The following is an 18103-nucleotide window of genomic DNA, read 5'->3' as shown; positions in this document are numbered from 1 at the left end:
GGCTACTGCTGTGGCCGCCACGGCCCCTCGCCACCGGCGGTGCCGCCGTCCTTGCCGTCCTTGCGCTCACGGCGACGGAGGTACTGCTCGAACTCCTGCGCGATGGCGTCGCCCGAGGCCTCGGGGGAGTCGACGGTGTCTCGTGCCTGCTCGAGCTGCCCGATGTAGGACGCCATGTCCTCGTCGTCGGCGGCGAGGGCGTCGATGCCCTCTTCCCACTCGGTGGCGTCGTCGAGCAGTGAGCCGCGCGGCACCGTGACGTCCGTGAGTTCCTCGATCTTGTCGAGCAGCGAGAGCGTGGCCTTCGGCGAGGGCGAGTTGTGCACGTAGTGCGGCACCGACGCCCACAGGGAGAGCGTGGTCAGCCCGGCCGTGTCCATCGCGTCGGCGAGGACCCCGAGGATGCCGGTCGGGCCCTCGTACGAGGACTTGTCGACGTCGAAGGCGGCGCGGACCCCGGCGTTCTCGCTCGACACGAACACCGAGATCGGTCGGGTGTGGGGGACGTCGGCGAGCATGGCGCCGACGAAGACGACGGCGTCGATCGAGTAGACGTCCGCCAGGTCGATGATCTCCGAGCAGAAGCCCCGCCAGGTGCGCGAGGGTTCCGGGCCGACGAGGACGAAGACGTCACGGTCGGTGGGCGAGCCGGTGGCGCCGATGACCGGACGCCCCTCGGCACCGGGCCCGTACAGCACGATGCGGGGCCACTGCACGCCGCGGTCACCGTTGTCGTCGGTGCCGACGGTGGGCCGGTTGAACTGGTAGTCGACGTACCGCTCACCGTCGAGTTCGCGCAGCTCGTCGAGCCCGAGCGACTCGACGATGCGACGCGCCAGACCGCTCGCGGCCTCGCCGGCGTCGTTCCAGCCCTCGAAGGCGACGACGAGCAAGCGACCGTCGCTGAAGGGGGAGTGCTGTGGCACGGAGCGGACCTCCTGGTGGTGGAGCGGAGCGGGGCGGGAGCGGTGCCCCCGGCCGGACACGATTCAGGCATCCACTGTAGGCCCAGGGGGTGTCGGCGCACGCGCGCGTCCGCGCCCAGCGGAACGGCCCCGGTAGACTCGACGCCCGTGACCGAGCATCCTCCTGCCCTCGTCCCGCCCGCAGCCGTGCTGTGGGACATGGACGGCACGATCATCGACACCGAGCCGATCTGGCAGCGGTCCCAGGTCGACCTGACGAGCCGCTACGGCGCCGAGTGGACCCACGAGGACGGCCTGTCCCTGGTGGGCAGCGGTCTCGAGCGCTCCGGTGAGCTCCTGCGCGCCAAGGGCGTCGACATGGAGGTCGAGGAGATCATCCAGTGGATGACCGACTACGTGATGGAGCACCTGCGCGCCGGTGAGCTGCCCTGGCGTCCGGGCGCCCGTGAGCTCGTCGAGGAGCTCCACGCCCGCGGCATCCCGACCGCCCTGGTCACGATGTCCCGTCGCAAGATGGCGCTCGTCGCCGCCGAGGCCCTGGGCGAGCGCGGTTTCCGCGTCGTCGTCGCCGGCGACGACGTCGACCGTCCGAAGCCGTTCCCGGACGCGTACCTGTCCGCCGCCGCGCAGCTCGGCGTCGAGCCGACCGCGTGCGTCGCGATCGAGGACTCCGCCACCGGCGTCGCGTCGGCGGTCGCCTCCGGCGCCGTCACGGTCGCCGTCGAGCACATCGTCCCGCTCTCCGAGATCGCCGGCGGCGACGTGCACCTGACCACCCTGGCGGGCGTCGACGTCGACCGGCTGGTCGAGTTGACGACGCCGGCCCTGACCGCACGGGCCGGGATCCCGGGAGGCGCGGTGCCGGACCCGGCGCACGCTGCGGACACCGAAGGGGTCATCCGATGAGCCACACCGACGACGCACGCGACGAGGCGGACGCGAGCCGCGCCTCCAGTCCGACCGCGGACCCGACCGCAGCGCTCCCGCACACCGCGGGTGGCGCCCCGCACACCCCGCCGCGCGGCCCGTTCCGGGCCGGCGACCGCGTCCAGCTGACCGGTCCGAAGGGCAAGCTCACGACGCTGTCGCTCGAGACCGCGGGGGAGTACCACACGCACCGCGGCGTGCTCCGGCACGACGACGTCATCGGGCAGCCCGACGGCTCCGTCATCCGGGCGAGCACCGGTGACGAGTACCTGGCGCTCCGTCCGCTGCTCAACGACTACGTCATGTCGATGCCGCGTGGTGCCGCGATCGTCTACCCGAAGGACGCGGCGCAGATCGTGGCCTTCGCGGACGTCTTCCCGGGGGCCCGCGTGGTCGAGGCCGGCGTCGGCTCGGGGGCGCTGTCGCTGTTCCTGCTCCGCGCGATCGGCCCGACCGGGCAGCTGCAGTCGTTCGAGCGCCGCGAGGAGTTCGCGGCGATCGCGAAGGGCAACGTCGGCACCTTCCTCGGTGCCGTGCCGGACAACTGGTCCGTCACCGTCGGTGACCTGGTCGAGTCGCTGCCCGACGCGACCGAGCCGCAGAGCGTCGACCGCGTCGTGCTCGACATGCTCGCGCCGTGGGAGTGCGTGGACGCCGCGGCCGACGCCCTCGTGCCCGGCGGACTCATCGTCTGCTACGTCGCGACCGTCACGCAGCTGTCCCGCACGGCCGAGGCCCTGCGCGACACCGGGCGCTTCACCGACCCGATGCCGAGCGAGACCCTGGTGCGCACCTGGCACGTCGAGGGCCTCGCCGTCCGCCCGGACCACCGCATGGTCGGGCACACCGGGTTCCTCATCACGGCACGACGCCTGGCCGACGGCACCGTGCTGCCGAACCTGAAGCGCCGCGCGGGCAAGGCGGAGTTCTCGGACGAGGACGTCGAGGCCTGGACCCCCGGTGCCGTGGGCGAGCGGGCGACGAGCGACAAGAAGCTCCGCAAGGTCGCCCGGCAGTCGGCTGCGCAGGCGCGCAAGGTCGCCGCGGCCGAGGCGTCGTCGGCGGCGGATGGTGCTGCGGCGCCGTCCGAGCGCGCTGCGGCATCGTCGGATGCCGCTGCGGCACCGTCCGGGGCCGTCGAGGACGACCGGTAGGCTGACGGCGTGCCCGTCCTGCATCGAACGGAAAGAGGGTCCGTGCGCACCATCCCCGCACTCCTGGTCACCATCGGTCTCGCGGTGTCCCTCACCGCCTGCGCGTCGAACGGTGCCGGCACCACGCCCTCGAGCTGTGCCGCTCCCGGCGCCGCGTCCGAAGCGGTGACCGCCACCGGCAAGTTCGGCTCGGAGCCGAAGGTCAGCGTGCCGAAGGGCCTGACCACCAAGGGCACCCAGGTGTCCGTGCTCGAGCAGGGCTCCGGTCGTACGATCGACGACGGCACGCCCGTCCTGGTCGAGTACACCCTGGTCGACGGCTCCACCGGCGAGGTCGCCCAGACGAGTGGCTACTCGGGCCAGACGGCGCCGATCACCGCTGGTGCGAGCAACTACGGGGCCCTCGGTGCCTCACTGCAGTGCGCCCGCGTCGGCGACCGCCTGGCGGTGGCCCTGCCGAAGAGCGCCCTGAGCAGCACGGACGGCACCGGTGGCAGCTCCTCGTCGGGGAAGACCGAGGACGCCGTGATCGCCGTCATCGACGTCAAGCGCGCGTTCGACGCCCGCGCCACGGGCACCCCGCAGCTCGCCGGCGACAAGATGCCGGCCGTGGTGCTCGCGCCGTCCGGCGCCCCCGGCATCACGATCCCGTCGTGGAGCGCCCCGAAGTCGAACGAGTCGCACCTGCTCCGCAAGGGCGACGGTCGCGAGCTCACCGCGAAGGACACCGCGGTCATCAAGTACACCGCCGTCACCTGGGGTGCCGACCCGTCCGTCGCCGGCTCCAGCTGGACCGACGGATCGGGCGCGCAGGCCATCCCGCTCACCAAGGGCCAGGTCGACGAGGGCGTCCGGACCGCCATCGTCGGGCACCACGTCGGCGACCAGGTCCTGGCCATCGTCAACCAGCAGGGGACCGCGTACGCGTACGTGATCGACGTCCTCGGGGCGATCTCGAACTGACCCGGTCCGACCGTCCACGGACCGCGGCGCGGGTGCACTCCGGTGCACCCGCGCTGCCGTAGGATCGGCTCGTGCCAGCGACCCGTGTGCCCCGTGTGCCCGCCGAGGAGCGGCTGTTCAGCCTCGTGCTCGCGCTGCTCTCGACGGAGTCCGGGCTGACCAAGGCCGAGATCCTGGCCAACGTGCAGGGGTACCGGCAGCGGTTCTCGAACGGTGGCGACAACGCCTCGCTCGAGCGCCAGTTCGAGCGCGACAAGGACGACGTCCGCGAGCTCGGCATCCCCCTCGAGACCATCGAGACGCCGGGTGCGGCGGGCAACAACCAGACGCTCCGGTACCGGATCCCGAAGGGCGAGTACGACCTGCCCGTCGACGTCCGCTTCACCCCGGACGAATCCGCGTTGCTCTCCCTGGCCGCGATGGCCTGGCGCGAAGGTGCGCTGTCCGCCGACTCCCGCCGTGGCCTGCTCAAGGTCCGCTCGGCCGGTGCCGAGGACGACGACGGCGCCCTGCAGCTCGGCGTCGACGCCTACGCCCCGCGGCTCCGCGCCCGGGACGCCTCGTTCGAGCCGCTCCGTTCCGCGCTCGACCGCGGTGCAGCCGTGCGCTTCGACTACATCACGCCGGGGCAGCACGACGCCCGTCGGCGCGAAGTGGCTCCACTCGCACTGGTGCAGCACGGCGGCCGGTGGATGCTCGCCGCCCACGAGTTCGCGACGGACTCGGACAAGAACTACCTGCTGGCCCGCATCGTCGGACCCGTCACGCAGTACGAGGTCGGGCAGCACACCGCCCCTGTCGGCGCTGGGGAGCGCACCCTCGCCGAGCTCGAGCGGATCTGGGCCCAGCGCACCGCGCGCATCGCGGTGACGCCCGGTTCCGACGCCGAACGCCGACTGACCCGTCGCCGCGACACCGAGACCGATGCCGACGGCGCGCTCGTGCTGCACCACGTCGACCCGCAGATCCTCGCCGAGGAGCTCGCCGCGTTCGGGCCCGAGGTCCGGGTACTCGAGCCCGACGACCTGCGGTCACGGGTCGGGGAGCGCCTCCGTGCACTCGTGCGCGACCACACCGACGACGACCGTGCCGCAGCCCCCGGAGAGGACCCCGTTCGTGGCTGACGCCCAACCCCTGCAGGCGCAGGACAAGCTCGCGTTCCTGCTCGCCCTGGTGCCGTACCTGATCGACCGTGAGCGGGTCTCGGTGGCCGAGGCGGCTCGGCACTTCGGTGTGCCTGAGGCCCGCATCCGACGCGCCGTCGAACTCATCGCGGTGTCCGGGGTGCCCGGCGAGACGATGCAGTACCAGCACGGCGACCTGTTCGACATCGCGTGGGACGACTTCGACCAGAACGACATGATCGTGCTGACCAACCTCGTGGCGATCGACGACTCACCGCGTCTGTCGGCTCGTGAGGCGTCCGCGCTCATCGCCGGTCTGCAGTACCTGTCCGCGCTGCCCGAGGCCGCCGACCGTGACGCCATCCGCGCGCTCATGGCCAAGCTGTCCCGCGGCGCCGGGGGAGCGGCGTCGACCGTCGCCGTCGGGCAGGACCTGCACGACGTCGCCCTCGCCACCATCCGCCGGGCGATGTCCGACGGCCGCGGCCTGGTCTTCGAGTACGCCGGACCGCGCACCCAGGGCGGCACCCGACGGGTCGACCCGCTCCGGGTCGAGTCCATCGACACCGACTGGTACCTGCGCGCGTGGGACCTCGACCGGCAGGCGCTCCGGACGTTCCGGCTCGACCGCATGTCCGAGGCGCGCGTCGACGACCGCCCGGCCGAGAAGACGATCGATCAGGTCGTCATCCCGGACACACTGTTCCAGCAGGCCGCCGACGACGTCATCGTCACGGTGGAGCTCGACTCGACGTCGCTGCCCCTGGTCGCCGACTTCCTGTCCGACACCGCCGACGCGCCCGACGGGGAAGGTCGTGTGCGCATCCGGCTCGCGGCGTCGCACGGGTTCGACGGGGTGGTCCGTCTCGTCGCGGGATTGCCCGGTCGAGCCGTGGTGCTCGACCCGCCCGCCGCCCGTGAGGCCGTGCGCGACTTCGCGGCCGCGGCCCTCGCCGCGGGCTGACGTCTGCCGCTGGGGCACGTCCGAGCGCTGCACGTTCCGACCGGGTACGCCCGATCCCGCACGGTGGGCTTCGGGTACCTGGTCGTTCCGGGCGTACCTGGTGAGTTGATCCGACCAGGTACGCCCGATCCCGCCAGGGACGCCCGCTCACGCCCGCCCGCCCGCTCGCCACGCGCCAGCCGCCCGCCCACCCACACAGCCACCACACTCCCGCGCCGCCACCCGGCGGACTGTCGGTCCCGACCCCGTAAGATCGAGCACATGGCTTCGACGACCGCGCGCGGGCGAGCGAAGCGGCAGGGGCGCCAGAAGACCGACGCCGAAGGCCGCATGTCGCTCGGGCAGCACCTCATCGAGCTGCGCAACCGTCTGTTCCGCGCAGTCGTGGCGATCGTCGTCGGTGCGATCGGCGGCTGGTTCCTCACCCCGTGGGTGCTCGACGCGCTGCGCGCACCGGTGACCGAGCTGGCCAAGGTCGGTGGCCACACGGCCGAGCTGAACTTCCCGATGATCACCGGGGCGTTCGACCTCAAGCTGCAGATCGCGATCACCATCGGCGTCGTCATCGCGAGCCCGGTCTGGCTCTACCAGATCTGGGCGTTCATCGTGCCCGCGCTCGTCCGGCGCGAGCGGCAGTACGTCTGGGGCTTCCTCGGCACCGCGATCCCGCTGTTCTTCGCCGGGTGCTACTTCGGATGGTTCATCCTGCCGCACGTGGTCGGCATCCTCGGCAGCTTCGTGTCGAGCCAGGACACCTCGATCGTCGACGCGAAGGCGTACTACGACTTCGTCATCAAGCTGATCGTCGCGGTGGGCATCGCCTTCGTGCTGCCGGTGTTCCTCGTCCTGCTGAACTTCGTCGGAGTGCTCTCGGCCGCGGCCATCATCAAGAGCTGGCGCGTCGCGATCCTCTGCATCCTGGTCTTCTGCGCCATCGTCACGCCGAGCTCCGACGTCATCTCGATGTTCCTGCTCGCGGTCCCGATGTTGGTGCTGTACCTGGCCGCGTGCCTCGTCACGTGGATCCACGACCGTCGTCTCGCCAAGCGCCAGGCGAAGCTCGACGAGGAGTACGACCTGTGAGCAGCACGAGTGCGGCCGAGCGCTTCGCCGCGGCCAAGGTGCGCAACCGGTCGCGCAACCTCGAGCTCTTCCGGACCGACCTGCGGTTCGACCTCGACCCGTTCCAGTTCGCCGCGTGCGACTCGCTCGACCAGGGCCGCAGCGTCCTCGTCGCCGCCCCGACCGGAGCCGGCAAGACCATCGTCGCGGAGTTCGCCATCTGGCTCGCCATGCGCCAGCCGACGGCGAAGGTCTTCTACACGACGCCGATGAAGGCACTGAGCAACCAGAAGTACGCCGAGCTCGTCGACGTCTACGGCGAGTCCGAGGTCGGGCTGCTCACCGGCGACACGAACGTGAACCCCCGCGCCCGCGTCGTCGTGATGACGACCGAAGTGCTCCGGAACATGATCTACGCCGACTCGGACCTGCTCGACGACCTCGCATGGGTGGTCCTCGACGAGGTGCACTACCTCGCCGACCGGTTCCGCGGTGCCGTGTGGGAAGAGGTGATCCTGCACCTCCCGACCGAGGTCCGCCTGGTCTCGCTCAGCGCCACCGTGTCGAACGCCGAGGAGTTCGGCGACTGGCTGCAGACCGTCCGCGGCGACACGGACGTCATCGTCTCCGAGGATCGTCCGGTCCCGCTCGAGCAGCACGTCCTGGTCGGTTCGAAGATGGTCGACCTGTTCGACTCGAGCGGCGCCGCGGCGACGAACCGTGTGAACCCGGAACTGCTCCGCATGGTCGGCGGCGGTTCCCGGAGCGAGCGGAACGGCGGCGGCCACCGCGGCCGACGCGGTCGTGGCGGCTACCCCGAGCGCCGCGGGCCGCGCACCGAGAAGGCGCACCGCGAACAGATCGCGCACATGCTCGACGAGCGGATGCTCCTGCCCGCCATCTTCTTCGTGTTCAGCCGCAACGGCTGCGACCAGGGAGTCCGAAACGTCCTGCGCTCGGGCCTGTCCCTGACGACGGTGCAGGAGCGCAACGAGATCCGCGAGACGGCGGAGTACCACTGCCGCACGTTGCTCGACGAAGACCTGGCCGTCCTCGGCTACTGGGAGTGGCTCGAAGGGCTCGAGCGCGGAGTCGCGGCGCACCACGCGGGTCTGCTCCCCGCCTTCAAGGAGGTCGTCGAGAACCTCTTCCAGCGCAAACTGCTGAAGGTCGTGTTCGCCACCGAGACCCTGGCGCTCGGCGTGAACATGCCGGCGCGCACCGTCGTGCTCGAGAAGCTCGAGAAGTTCAACGGCGAAGCCCGTGTGCCGATCACCCCGGGGGAGTACACGCAGCTCACCGGTCGAGCCGGGCGCCGTGGCATCGACGTCGAGGGACACTCGGTCATCCAGTGGACCGACGGGCTCGACCCGCAGGCCGTCGCCTCACTCGCCAGCCGTCGCACGTACCCGCTGAACTCGTCGTTCAAGCCGACCTACAACATGGCCGTCAACCTGATCGACCAGTTCGGTCGGCAGCGCACGCGCGAGGTTCTCGAGACGTCGTTCGCCCAGTTCCAGGCGGACCGGTCGGTGGTCGACCTCGCCCGCAAGGTCCGCTCGCAGCAGGAGTCGCTCGACGGCTACCGACAGGCGATGCAGTGCCACCTCGGCGACTTCACCGAGTACTCGGCCCTCCGCCGTGAACTCTCCGACCTCGAGCGCACCAACGTGCCCGGCGGCCGCGAGGCGTCGCACGGCGCGCGCCAGGAACGCCAAGCCGCGATCACGGCGGTCCGCCGCCAGCTGCAGCGCCACCCCTGCCACGCCTGCCCGGAACGCGAAGCCCACGCCCGCTGGTCCGAGCGGTGGTGGAAGCTCAAGCGCGCCAACGACAAACTCGTCCAGCAGATCCGGTCCCGCACGGGCGCCGTCGCGACGACGTTCGACCGTGTCACCGAGGTCCTGCTCGAACTCGGTTACCTGGTGGACGCCGGCGACGGCGAGGCCACGGTGGCAGCGGGCGGCCGTCGCCTCCAGCGCATCTACGGCGACCGCGACCTGCTCGTCGCCGAGTGCCTCGAGGCGGGGGTCTGGAAGGACCTCACCCCGGCACAGCTCGCCGCCATGGCAGCGACGATCATCTACCAGCCCCGACGCGAGGACGCGCCCGGTACCGAGCACGCCCTGCCCCGCGGTGCGTTCCGGCCCGCGCTCGACGAGACGCTGACCATCTGGTCGCGCCTCGACGACATCGAGCGTGCCGCACGTCTGGCCGGTTCACAGCCGCCGACCCCGGCGATGGCCGTCGGCATGTTCCGCTGGGCTTCGGGCTCGGCCCTCGACGACGTCCTCCGCACCCTCGACCTGCCGGCCGGCGACTTCGTGCGCTGGTCGAAGCAGGTCATCGACCTGCTCGACCAGATCCGGAACGCCGGCGACGACGAGCTCGCCCAGACCGCCCGACGGGCGACGGACGCGGTCCGCCGCGGCATCGTCGCCTACGCGACGGTCTGACGGGAGGCACGGTGCCGGTTCCGGAGACCAGTGTGCGCGGGCTGCCCGCGCGCGTCGGCCGCGGGGCGGTCGCGACCGGTCCGTTCGCCGCGTTGCCGCTGGGCACCGCGCTGCCGTTGGCCGTCGTCGGCGGGATCCTCTTCGCCCTCGCGTTCCCGTCGCCCGGGTGGTGGTTCCTCGCCTACCCGGCACTCGCCTGCATGCTGCTCGCGGTGATGGGGCAGCGAGCGCGGCGTGCGGCGTGGATCGGCTACCTCGCCGGCGCGGCCTTCTGGATCCCGGCCATCTCATGGGCCGGCCGCTACCTGGGCCCGGTCCCGTGGTTCGCACTCGCCCTGCTCGAAGCCGCGTTCTTCGCGCTCGGCAGCGTCGCCATCGCCCTGGCGTACCGCTGGGTCGCACGCGTGGTGCCCTCGACCGCCGGACGTGTGTGGGGCCTCCCGGCCGTCGTCGCCGCACTCTGGACCGGGCGCGAGTGGTTCTCGGGGAGCTGGCCGTACGGCGGCTTCGCGTGGGGTCGGGTCGGCCTGTCGCAGTCGCAGGGGCCGTTCACCCACCTGGCCGCGTACGTCGGCGTCCTCGGGCTGACGTTCATCGTCGTGTACTGCGTCGCGGTCGTGGTGTCGCTCGCGCTCGTGGTGCCCCGCGTGCCGGGTGCCAGGCTCCGGCTGCCCGTGCGGGTGGCGACGGCGGGTCTGCTCGTCGCGGCGGTCCTGGCCGTGCCGGCGTGGCCGACGGCGACGAGCGGCACGATCCGGGTCGAGTCGGTGCAGGGCAACGGCCCCGCGGGCTACTTCGACCGTGCGGAGCCCGGCGACGTCCTGGCAGCACAGGTCGCGGCGACGGACGTGGACGCGAAGGGCGTGGACCTGGTCGTCTGGCCCGAGGCAGGGGCGGAGTACGACCCGCGTCAGCAGCCGGTCATCGCCGCCGCGCTCGACTCGGTGGTCGACTCGCTCGACGCCCCGATCGTGGCGGGCGCCATCACGCAGACGCCGTCGGGGGTGCTGCACAACACGTCGTTCGTCTGGACCGCCGACGGCTGGCAGTCGTCCTACGACAAGAAGCGTCCGGTGCCGTTCGGCGAGTACGTGCCCGACCGCTGGTTCTTCTCGAAGCTCGCGCCGTCGCTGATCGGCCTGTTGCAGCGCGACTACACGCCGGGGACCAAGCCGAACGTGCTCTCCGTCGCGGGGATCCGGGCCGGCATCTCGATCTGCTTCGACATCGTCGACGACGGGCTCACCTCCGACATGGTGCGCGGGGGAGCGCAGGTGATCCTCGCGCAGACGAACAACGCTGACTTCTCGGGCACCGACGAGAACCTGCAGCAGCTCGAGATCGCTCGGATGCGGGCCATCGAGACCGGCCGGTCGCTCGTGAACATCTCGACCGTCGGAGCGTCGCAGGTCATCGACCCGGGCGGTCACACGATCGACCGGGTGCCGGAGTACACCGCGACGTCGATGGTCACCGATGTGCCGCTCGGCACCTCCACCACCCCGGCGTCGATCCTGTCGGGCTCGATCACGCTCCTGCTCTCCCTCGGCGGCCTCCTCGTGCTCCTCGCCTGTGCGCCCTGGGGTCGACGCACCCGCTCCTGATCCGACTCGCCGCGCCCAGCCACTGGGAACGGACTGTGAATGCGCCGGTACGGGATTGATGGGGCGTGGGACAGTGTTGTGGAGGGCAGACGAGCGAGAGGAGCACACACATGGCTGATCGGAGTCTCCGCGGCATGCGGCTCGGGAGTCAGAGTCTCCAGAGTGAAGAGGGCGTCGAGCTCTCGGATCGCAAGCGCGCGGTCTACCAGACGGATTCGGGTGAGACGTTCGACATCGTCTTCTCTGCGGATGCGGACGTCCCCCAGACCTGGTCGGAGCCACGCTCCGGCCGCGAGGGCCGGCTGCTGGGTGACGACGGGATCCCCGTCGAGGTCGCCGAAGAAGACGTGAAGGCGCCCCGTACCCACTGGGACATGCTGCTCGAACGCCGCTCACGCGAGGAACTCGAGGAGCTCCTCGAAGAGCGCTTGCAGGTGCTCCGCGCACGACGCGGCGCCTGACACCACCGACCACACGACGACGCCCGCCCCGGTTCCCCGGGGCGGGCGTCGTCGTTCGTTCGTTCGTTCGTTCCGGAGCGTCAGCGCCGGCCAGAACCGTCGCTGGTCCGGTGACCGGAGGCGTCGTCGCCCGGCGTGGGCGGGGTGTCCTCGACCTGCTCGGCGGTCGCGTCGTCGGCCGCCGCGAGGTGTGCATCGACACTGCGGTTCGACTCGGCCAGGCGGGCGTCGAGGTCGGACTCGGGGACGATGTCCGCGGCGGTGGCGTCTGCACGCGGCATGGTGGTGTCCGCGGCTGCGGTGTTCGCCAGGCTCTCGTTCGCGAGCTTCGAGATGCGTGACAGGAAGTCCGTGCCGCCAGCACCGCCGGCGACCGGACCGGCGCCGCCACCACGGCTGGCACTGAAGCCCTTCGCGATGCCGGACAGGGCCTCGGTGAACTCGCTCGGGATCATCCAGAGCTTGTTCGAGGTGCCCTCGGCGATCTTCGGCAGGGTCTGCAGGTACTGGTAGGAGAGCAGCTTCTCGTCCGGGTCGCCGGTGTGGATGGCCTCGAACACGGTCGCGATGGCCTGGGCTTCACCCTCGGCGCGGAGCACCTGTGCCTTGGCGTCACCCTCGGCGGCCAGGATCGCGGCCTGCCGCTGTCCCTCGGCTTCGAGGATCTGGGACTGCTTGGTGCCCTCTGCCTGCAGGATCGCGGCACGTCGGCTGCGCTCAGCACGGAGCTGCTGCTCCATGGCGTCCTGGATGGACACAGGCGGCTCGATGGCCTTCAGCTCGACTCGGCCGACGCGGATGCCCCACTTGCCCGTGGCTTCGTCGAGGACGACGCGGAGCTGGCCGTTGATGTTGTCGCGGCTGGTCAGTGCCTCTTCGAGGTTCAGGCCACCCACGACGTTGCGGAGCGTGGTCGTGGTGAGCTGCTCGACGGCACCGAGGTAGTTCGCGATCTCGTACGTCGCGGCGCGGGCGTCGGTCACCTGGAAGTAGACGACGGTGTCGATCGAGACCACCAGGTTGTCCTCGGTGATCACGGGCTGCGGCGGGAACGAGACGACCTGCTCACGCATGTCGAGCAGCGGGCGCAGGCGGTCGATGAACGGGACGAGAAGGTTCAGGCCCGGGTTGAGGGTCTTGTGGTACTTGCCGAGTCGCTCGACGATCCCTGCGGTGGCCTGGGGGACGATGCGGATCGCCTTCGCCAGGACGACGATCACGAAGATGACGACGACGAGGATGAGCACGAGCAGTGCGATCGTCCCCGGGGAGATGCTGGTCACGAGGTGGCCCTTTCTGCGAGGCGCACGACCGCAGTCGACCCCTCGATCGACTCGACGACCACGGGGGTCCCGAGTGGCGGTGTGCGGTCGACGGAGTCCGCGGCGAACCGTGCACTCCAGGTCTCGCCGTTGGCCAGGCGCACCTGGCCGGGGCTGGAGGAGGTGAAGGCGACCGCGACCGTGCCGGGGAGCCCGATGAGCCCCTCGACGTTGGTGCGGTGCGGGTCGGCACCGCGGCCGAGTGCCACGAGCAGGCGCGGTCGGACGAGCGACAGCAGCACGAGTGCGGCGACCGCGGCGACGATGGCGGACAGCCACCACGGGGCGCCGAGCAACGCGGCGATCAGCCCGCCGGCGGCGCCCGCCGCGAGCATGATGAAGATGAAGTCGAGGGTGAAGATCTCGACCACGCCCAGGAGCAACACCAGGCCGATCCAGACGGTGCTCTGGATCCAATCGATTCCGTTCACGCGATCTCCCTCCCTCGGTCGCGCGCGGCGGCTCGCTGCGTCGCGACAGCCGGTACAACTCCGTTCAACATATCAGGGCCGTCCGACGGTCGTGCAGGCGATTGGTAGGCTCGGTGCGCCCGACCGGCCGCAACCAGACCTGGAGAACACGACTGTGAGCAACCCCCTCGCCCCCGGATCCCTCACCGACAAGCGCGCCGTCGTCACCGGTTCGTCCCGTGGCATCGGCGCCGACACCGTCGGGTACCTCGCCGAGGCCGGTGCGAAGGTCGTCGTGAACTACCGCAACAAGGCCAAGCGTGCGGAGCAGATCGCGGAGAAGATCGTCGAGGCCGGCGGTTCCGCCCTGGCCGTCGGCGCCGACCTCACCGAGCACGACTCCGTGCAGGCCCTCGTCGACACCGTCGTACGGGAATGGGGCGGCATCGACCTGCTCGTGCTCAACGCGTCGGGCGGCATGGAGTCCGGCGTCGGCGAGGACTACGCGCTCCGCCTGAACCGCGACGCGCAGGTCGACATGCTGCAGACCGCCGTGCCGCACATGCCCGCCGGGTCGCGCGTGGTGTTCGTCACGAGCCACCAGGCCCACTTCGTCGAGACCGCCGAGACGATGGACGAGTACGTCCCGGTCGCCAAGAGCAAGCGCGCCGGGGAACTCGCCCTCCGTGAGCTCATCCCGCAGCTCGAGGCCGCCGGCATCGAGTTCGTCGTCGTCTCCGGCGACATGATCGAGGGCACGATCACCGCGACGCTGCTGAACCGCCTGAACCCCGGCGCGATCGAGGGCCGTCGGCAGGAGGTCGGCAAGCTCTACAGCGTGTCCGAGTTCGCGGCCGAGATCGCCCTGGCCGCCGTCGAGCCGATCCCCGCCGACCACACCAAGCTGGTCGGCGACGTCAGCGGCTTCGTCGGCTAACGTCGGGCGGGTGACCGCCAAGCCCGGCCTGCGCCGCACCTCCCGCATCCTGCTGCTCGATCCCGAGGGCCGCGTGTTCCTGATGGACACGAAGTCGCCCTCGTCAGACGGTGCCCACCGCTGGATCACGCCGGGTGGCGGGGTCGACCCGGGGGAGTCCCACCGTGACGCCGCGATCCGCGAGCTGCGCGAGGAGACCGGGATCGTCATCGACGAACCCGGCGAACCGGTGTGGTCCTGGGACTTCACGGTCGAGTGGGACCTCGCCGACCACGACCGCGGGCACGCCGAGTTCTACGTCGTCCGCACGCCCGGCTTCGAGCTGTCCGACGCCGAGTGGACCGACGACGAGCGCGTCGACATCCTCGCCTCGCGGTGGTGGACCGCCGACGAACTCGAGGCGACCGCCGAGGACTTCGAACCCGCCGAGCTGCCGGACCTGGTGCGCCGACACGGTGCCTGAGCACCGCACCACGGCCTGACGGCCGATCCAGGACCGGACGGGAGGCCCGTGGCGGCCCCGCCACGGGCCTCCCGTCGGTACGCTGACCCGCATGCACACCGATCCGGTCGACGACGACCCCACCGGCACCGACGCGCACCCTGCCGACCGGCACGACCGGATCCGGGTGCGCGGTGCCCGCGCGAACAACCTGCGCGACGTCGACGTCGACCTGCCGAAGCGGCGCCTCACGGTGTTCACCGGGGTCTCCGGCTCGGGCAAGAGCTCGCTCGTGTTCGGCACCGTCGCCGCCGAGTCCCAGCGGATGATCAACGAGACCTACAGCGCGTTCGTGCAGGGGTTCATGCCCTCGCTCGCGCGTCCGGACGTCGACGTGCTCGACGGTCTGACCACCGCGATCGTCGTCGACCAGGAGCGCATCGGTGCCGACCCGCGCTCCACCGTCGGCACCGCCACGGACGCGAACGCGATGCTGCGCGTGCTGTTCAGCCGACTCGGCCAGCCGCACATCGGGGGGCCGAACGCGTTCTCGTTCAACCTCGCCACCGTGACGGCCGGGGGAGCGATCACGGTGCAGAAAGGTGCGGACGCGAAGGCCCAGCGGGTCTCGTTCACGCGGCTCGGCGGCATGTGCGCGGGCTGCGAGGGCCGGGGGCTGGTGAACGACATCGACCTGACGCAGCTGTTCGACGACACGAAGTCGCTCGGGGACGGCGCGCTCACCATCCCCGGGTACGGGACCGACGGCTGGAACGTGCGGCTGTACGCCGAATCGGGCTACTTCGACCGGGACACCCCGATCCGCGACTTCACCGAGCAGGAGCGGCAGGACTTCCTGTACCGCGAGCCGACGAAGCAGAAGATCGCCGGCATCAACATGACCTACGAGGGGCTCGTGCACCGCGTCCGCCGGTCGTTCCTGCAGAAGGACCGCGAGGCGATGCAGCCGCACATCAGAGCGTTCGTCGACCGTGCGGTGACCTTCACGACGTGTCCGGCCTGCGACGGGACCCGGTTGAACGACACCGCCCGCTCGTCGAAGATCGCGGGCCGCAGCATCGCAGACGTCTGCGCGATGCAGATCACCGACGCCGTCACCTGGCTGCGGGGTCTGGACGACCCGGGGGTGGGGCCGTTGCTCGAGGGGCTCCGGGCCCTGCTCGAGTCCTTCGTCGAGATCGGACTCGGCTACCTGTCGCTCGACCGCCCGACGGGCACGTTGTCCGGGGGAGAGGGGCAGCGCGTGAAGATGGTGAAGCACCTCGGCTCCTCGCTCAGCGACGTCACGTACATCTTCGACGAGCCGAGCACGGGGCTGCACCCGCACGACATCGAGCGGATGAACGAGCTGCTCGTCCGGCTGCGCGACAAGGGCAACACCGTCCTGGTCGTCGAGCACAAGCCCGAGGTCATCGCGATCGCCGACCACGTCGTCGACCTCGGGCCCGGTGCCGGTTCCGGCGGTGGGACGCTCTGCTACCAGGGGTCCGTCGTCGGGCTGCGTGCCAGCGGGACCGTGACCGGTCAGCACCTGGACGACCGCGTCACCGTGAAGTCCGAGGTCCGTCGTCCGGACGGGGCGATCGAGATCCGCGGCGCGTCCGCCCACAACCTGCACGACGTCGACGTGGACGTGCCCACCGGGGTGCTCACCGTCGTCACGGGGGTCGCCGGCTCGGGCAAGAGCACGCTCGTCCACGGGTCGCTGGCCCGGCGCGACGACGTGGTCGCCATCGACCAGAGCGGGATCCGTGGCTCGCGGCGGAGCAACCCGGCGACGTACACCGGCCTGCTCGAGCCGATCCGGAAGGCGTTCGCGAAGGCCAACGGCGTCAAGCCCGCACTGTTCAGCGCCAACTCCGAGGGTGCCTGCCCGGCGTGCAACGGTGCCGGTGTCGTGTACACCGACCTCGGCATGATGGCGGGCGTCGCGAGCCCCTGCGTCGAGTGCGACGGCAAGCGGTTCGACCAGTCCGTGCTCGGCTACCACCTGGGCGGGAAGGACATCAGCGAGGTGCTCGGCATGTCCGTCACCGACGCGCTGGCGTTCTTCGCGGCGGGGGAGTCCGCACTGCCGACGGCCCACACGATCCTCGCCCGACTCGCCGACGTGGGGCTCGGGTACCTGACGATCGGACAGCCGCTCACCACGTTGTCCGGGGGAGAGCGGCAGCGGCTCAAGCTCGCGACGCACCTCGGTGACCGCGGCGGTGTCGTGGTGCTCGACGAGCCGACCGCGGGCCTGCACCTGGCCGACGTCGAACAGTTGCTCGGTCTGCTCGACCGGCTCGTCGACGCCGGACGAACGGTCGTCGTGATCGAACACCACCAGGCGGTCATGGCGCACGCCGACTGGATCATCGACCTCGGGCCGGGCGCCGGGCACGACGGCGGACGGATCGTGTTCGAGGGGACGCCCGCCGAACTCGTGGCGGCACGGACGACCCTGACGGGCCAGCACCTGGCGGCGTACGTCGGAGCCTGAGCCGGGGGACAGGCTCCGGGCGCGAATCTGGGCATCAGCCGTGTGTGAGGACTAGCGTTCTGAACGACGCTCACGATCGGCTACCCGGCCTGGATCGGCGTCCTGACCAGAAGGAGCTCCACCATGTCCAACCCCGGCAACGCACCGGCGCAGTCGAACACCTTCGCCATCGTCTCCTTGGTGCTCGGCATCATCGGGACCGTCGTTGGCCTGTTCGTGCCGATCGTCGGAGTCATCGGCGGCATCGTCGGTCTCGTGCTCGGCATCTCGGCGCGTAAGCGTGGTGGCAGCCGCGGGATGATCATGGCGGGCATCATCCTGTCGATCGTCGCCATCGTCATCGGCGTGATCGGTTTCATCATCAACGCGGTGGCTCTCGCGAACATGTGATCGGTCTGCGGCAGTTCGTGAGCAGCAGTGGTCGAGTCCAGTGGATGGACTCGACCATTGGTGCTCACGAGGTGTTTCCGGCGCCGAGCGTGTAGCTGTTCAGGGACGCGGGCGTACCGTGCGGCCCATGAGCTACAGCCAGCCTGACCCAGCCGAAGAGACCACCCAGACCGAGTCGCCGGAGCAGCCCGACACCGACCAGGACACCCTGGAGGAACAGGGCGGCGAGCCGGCAGCGCTCGAGATCGACGCCGACGACGTCCCGACGCAGCCCGCCGACTGACGCCGTCGTCATCCAGTGAGCAGAAGAGGTCGAGTCCGTGCACAGGACTCGACCTCTTCTGCTCACTGAGCGTGCTCGGGCGTCGTACCCGTGCGCCGATAATGCATATTATGTCAACTCAGAGGTTGCGAGTGGCCCCGCTCGGCTGACGGGACGCTCGACATCGCTTCCC

The 18103-nt window shown here is 70.8% G+C and carries 17 protein-coding genes; 14 read left to right on the top strand and 3 right to left on the bottom strand.

Annotated elements, in window-relative coordinates; genetic code table 11:
• Positions 1–2: 2 nt before the first annotated feature.
• On the bottom strand, positions 3–926 hold the full coding sequence (locus H7A73_RS05625; RefSeq protein WP_182065047.1) for a proteasome assembly chaperone family protein: 924 nt from the start codon (positions 924–926) through the stop codon (positions 3–5).
• Positions 927–1073: 147 nt separating this feature from the next.
• Between H7A73_RS05625 and H7A73_RS05620 the strand changes: the two genes are divergently transcribed.
• From H7A73_RS05620 to H7A73_RS05580, 9 genes are all read left to right on the top strand, one after another.
• Positions 1074–1832, top strand: coding sequence for an HAD family hydrolase (locus tag H7A73_RS05620; RefSeq protein WP_259362724.1), 759 nt, complete (start codon positions 1074–1076; stop codon positions 1830–1832).
• Positions 1829–3007, top strand: a complete 1179-nt coding sequence (locus H7A73_RS05615; protein ID WP_182065046.1) for a tRNA (adenine-N1)-methyltransferase — start codon at positions 1829–1831, stop codon at positions 3005–3007. Before H7A73_RS05620 ends, H7A73_RS05615 begins: the two co-directional genes overlap by 4 nt.
• A gap of 42 nt (positions 3008–3049) precedes the next feature.
• Entirely contained in the window at positions 3050–3970 is a 921-nt protein-coding gene (locus H7A73_RS05610) for an FKBP-type peptidyl-prolyl cis-trans isomerase (protein WP_182065045.1), read from the top strand.
• Positions 3971–4041: 71 nt separating this feature from the next.
• Complete coding sequence (locus tag H7A73_RS05605; protein WP_182065044.1) at positions 4042–5094, top strand: helix-turn-helix transcriptional regulator; 1053 nt, start codon at positions 4042–4044, stop codon at positions 5092–5094.
• Entirely contained in the window at positions 5087–6058 is a 972-nt protein-coding gene (locus tag H7A73_RS05600; protein WP_182065043.1) for a helix-turn-helix transcriptional regulator, read from the top strand. The genes H7A73_RS05605 and H7A73_RS05600 overlap by 8 nt, the downstream gene beginning before the upstream one ends.
• Before the next feature lie 330 nt (positions 6059–6388).
• Positions 6389–7141 carry a twin-arginine translocase subunit TatC gene (gene tatC / locus H7A73_RS05595; RefSeq protein ID WP_182065077.1) on the top strand — a complete coding sequence of 251 codons (753 nt, stop codon included), beginning with the start codon at positions 6389–6391 and terminating at the stop codon, positions 7139–7141.
• Positions 7138–9576 (top strand): DEAD/DEAH box helicase, encoded by a 2439-nt coding sequence (locus tag H7A73_RS05590; RefSeq protein ID WP_182065042.1) that lies wholly within the window; start codon positions 7138–7140, stop codon positions 9574–9576. Before tatC ends, H7A73_RS05590 begins: the two co-directional genes overlap by 4 nt.
• 11 nt (positions 9577–9587) lie before the next feature.
• Entirely contained in the window at positions 9588–11180 is a 1593-nt protein-coding gene (gene lnt, locus H7A73_RS05585) for an apolipoprotein N-acyltransferase (protein ID WP_259362722.1), read from the top strand.
• A 110-nt stretch (positions 11181–11290) separates the two neighbouring features.
• Positions 11291–11641, top strand: coding sequence for an RNA polymerase-binding protein RbpA (locus H7A73_RS05580; RefSeq protein ID WP_027465636.1), 351 nt, complete (start codon positions 11291–11293; stop codon positions 11639–11641).
• 80 nt (positions 11642–11721) lie between these two features.
• Here the strand turns inward: H7A73_RS05580 and H7A73_RS05575 are convergent, their stop codons facing one another.
• Together H7A73_RS05575 and H7A73_RS05570 are read right to left on the bottom strand one after the other, a co-directional pair.
• Entirely contained in the window at positions 11722–12924 is a 1203-nt protein-coding gene (locus H7A73_RS05575; RefSeq protein WP_182065041.1) for an SPFH domain-containing protein, read from the bottom strand.
• Positions 12921–13394, bottom strand: a complete 474-nt coding sequence (locus H7A73_RS05570; protein ID WP_035808305.1) for an NfeD family protein — start codon at positions 13392–13394, stop codon at positions 12921–12923. Before H7A73_RS05570 ends, H7A73_RS05575 begins: the two co-directional genes overlap by 4 nt.
• A gap of 154 nt (positions 13395–13548) precedes the next feature.
• Here H7A73_RS05570 and H7A73_RS05565 point away from each other — a divergent pair, with 154 nt between their 5' ends.
• The 5 genes from H7A73_RS05565 (at position 13549) to H7A73_RS05545 (ending at position 17931) form a co-directional block, all read left to right on the top strand.
• A complete protein-coding gene (locus H7A73_RS05565) occupies positions 13549–14310 on the top strand; it encodes an SDR family oxidoreductase (protein ID WP_182065040.1) in 762 nt (253 codons plus the stop codon).
• A 10-nt stretch (positions 14311–14320) separates the two neighbouring features.
• Positions 14321–14773 carry an NUDIX hydrolase gene (locus tag H7A73_RS05560; RefSeq protein ID WP_182065039.1) on the top strand — a complete coding sequence of 151 codons (453 nt, stop codon included), beginning with the start codon at positions 14321–14323 and terminating at the stop codon, positions 14771–14773.
• Between the two features lie 91 nt (positions 14774–14864).
• Complete coding sequence (locus H7A73_RS05555) at positions 14865–17258, top strand: ATP-binding cassette domain-containing protein (protein WP_182065038.1); 2394 nt, start codon at positions 14865–14867, stop codon at positions 17256–17258.
• A gap of 123 nt (positions 17259–17381) precedes the next feature.
• Positions 17382–17648, top strand: coding sequence for a DUF4190 domain-containing protein (locus H7A73_RS05550; RefSeq protein WP_182065037.1), 267 nt, complete (start codon positions 17382–17384; stop codon positions 17646–17648).
• Between the two features lie 127 nt (positions 17649–17775).
• Positions 17776–17931, top strand: coding sequence for a hypothetical protein (locus H7A73_RS05545; RefSeq protein WP_182065036.1), 156 nt, complete (start codon positions 17776–17778; stop codon positions 17929–17931).
• Positions 17932–18103: the final 172 nt, after the last annotated feature.

This window comes from Curtobacterium sp. ME12 (assembly GCF_903970855.1).
In the GTDB taxonomy this organism is placed as follows: domain Bacteria; phylum Actinomycetota; class Actinomycetes; order Actinomycetales; family Microbacteriaceae; genus Curtobacterium; species Curtobacterium poinsettiae_A.
The sequence above is the reverse complement of the archived record's forward strand: the minus strand, read 5'-3'. Positions and strand labels throughout refer to the sequence as shown.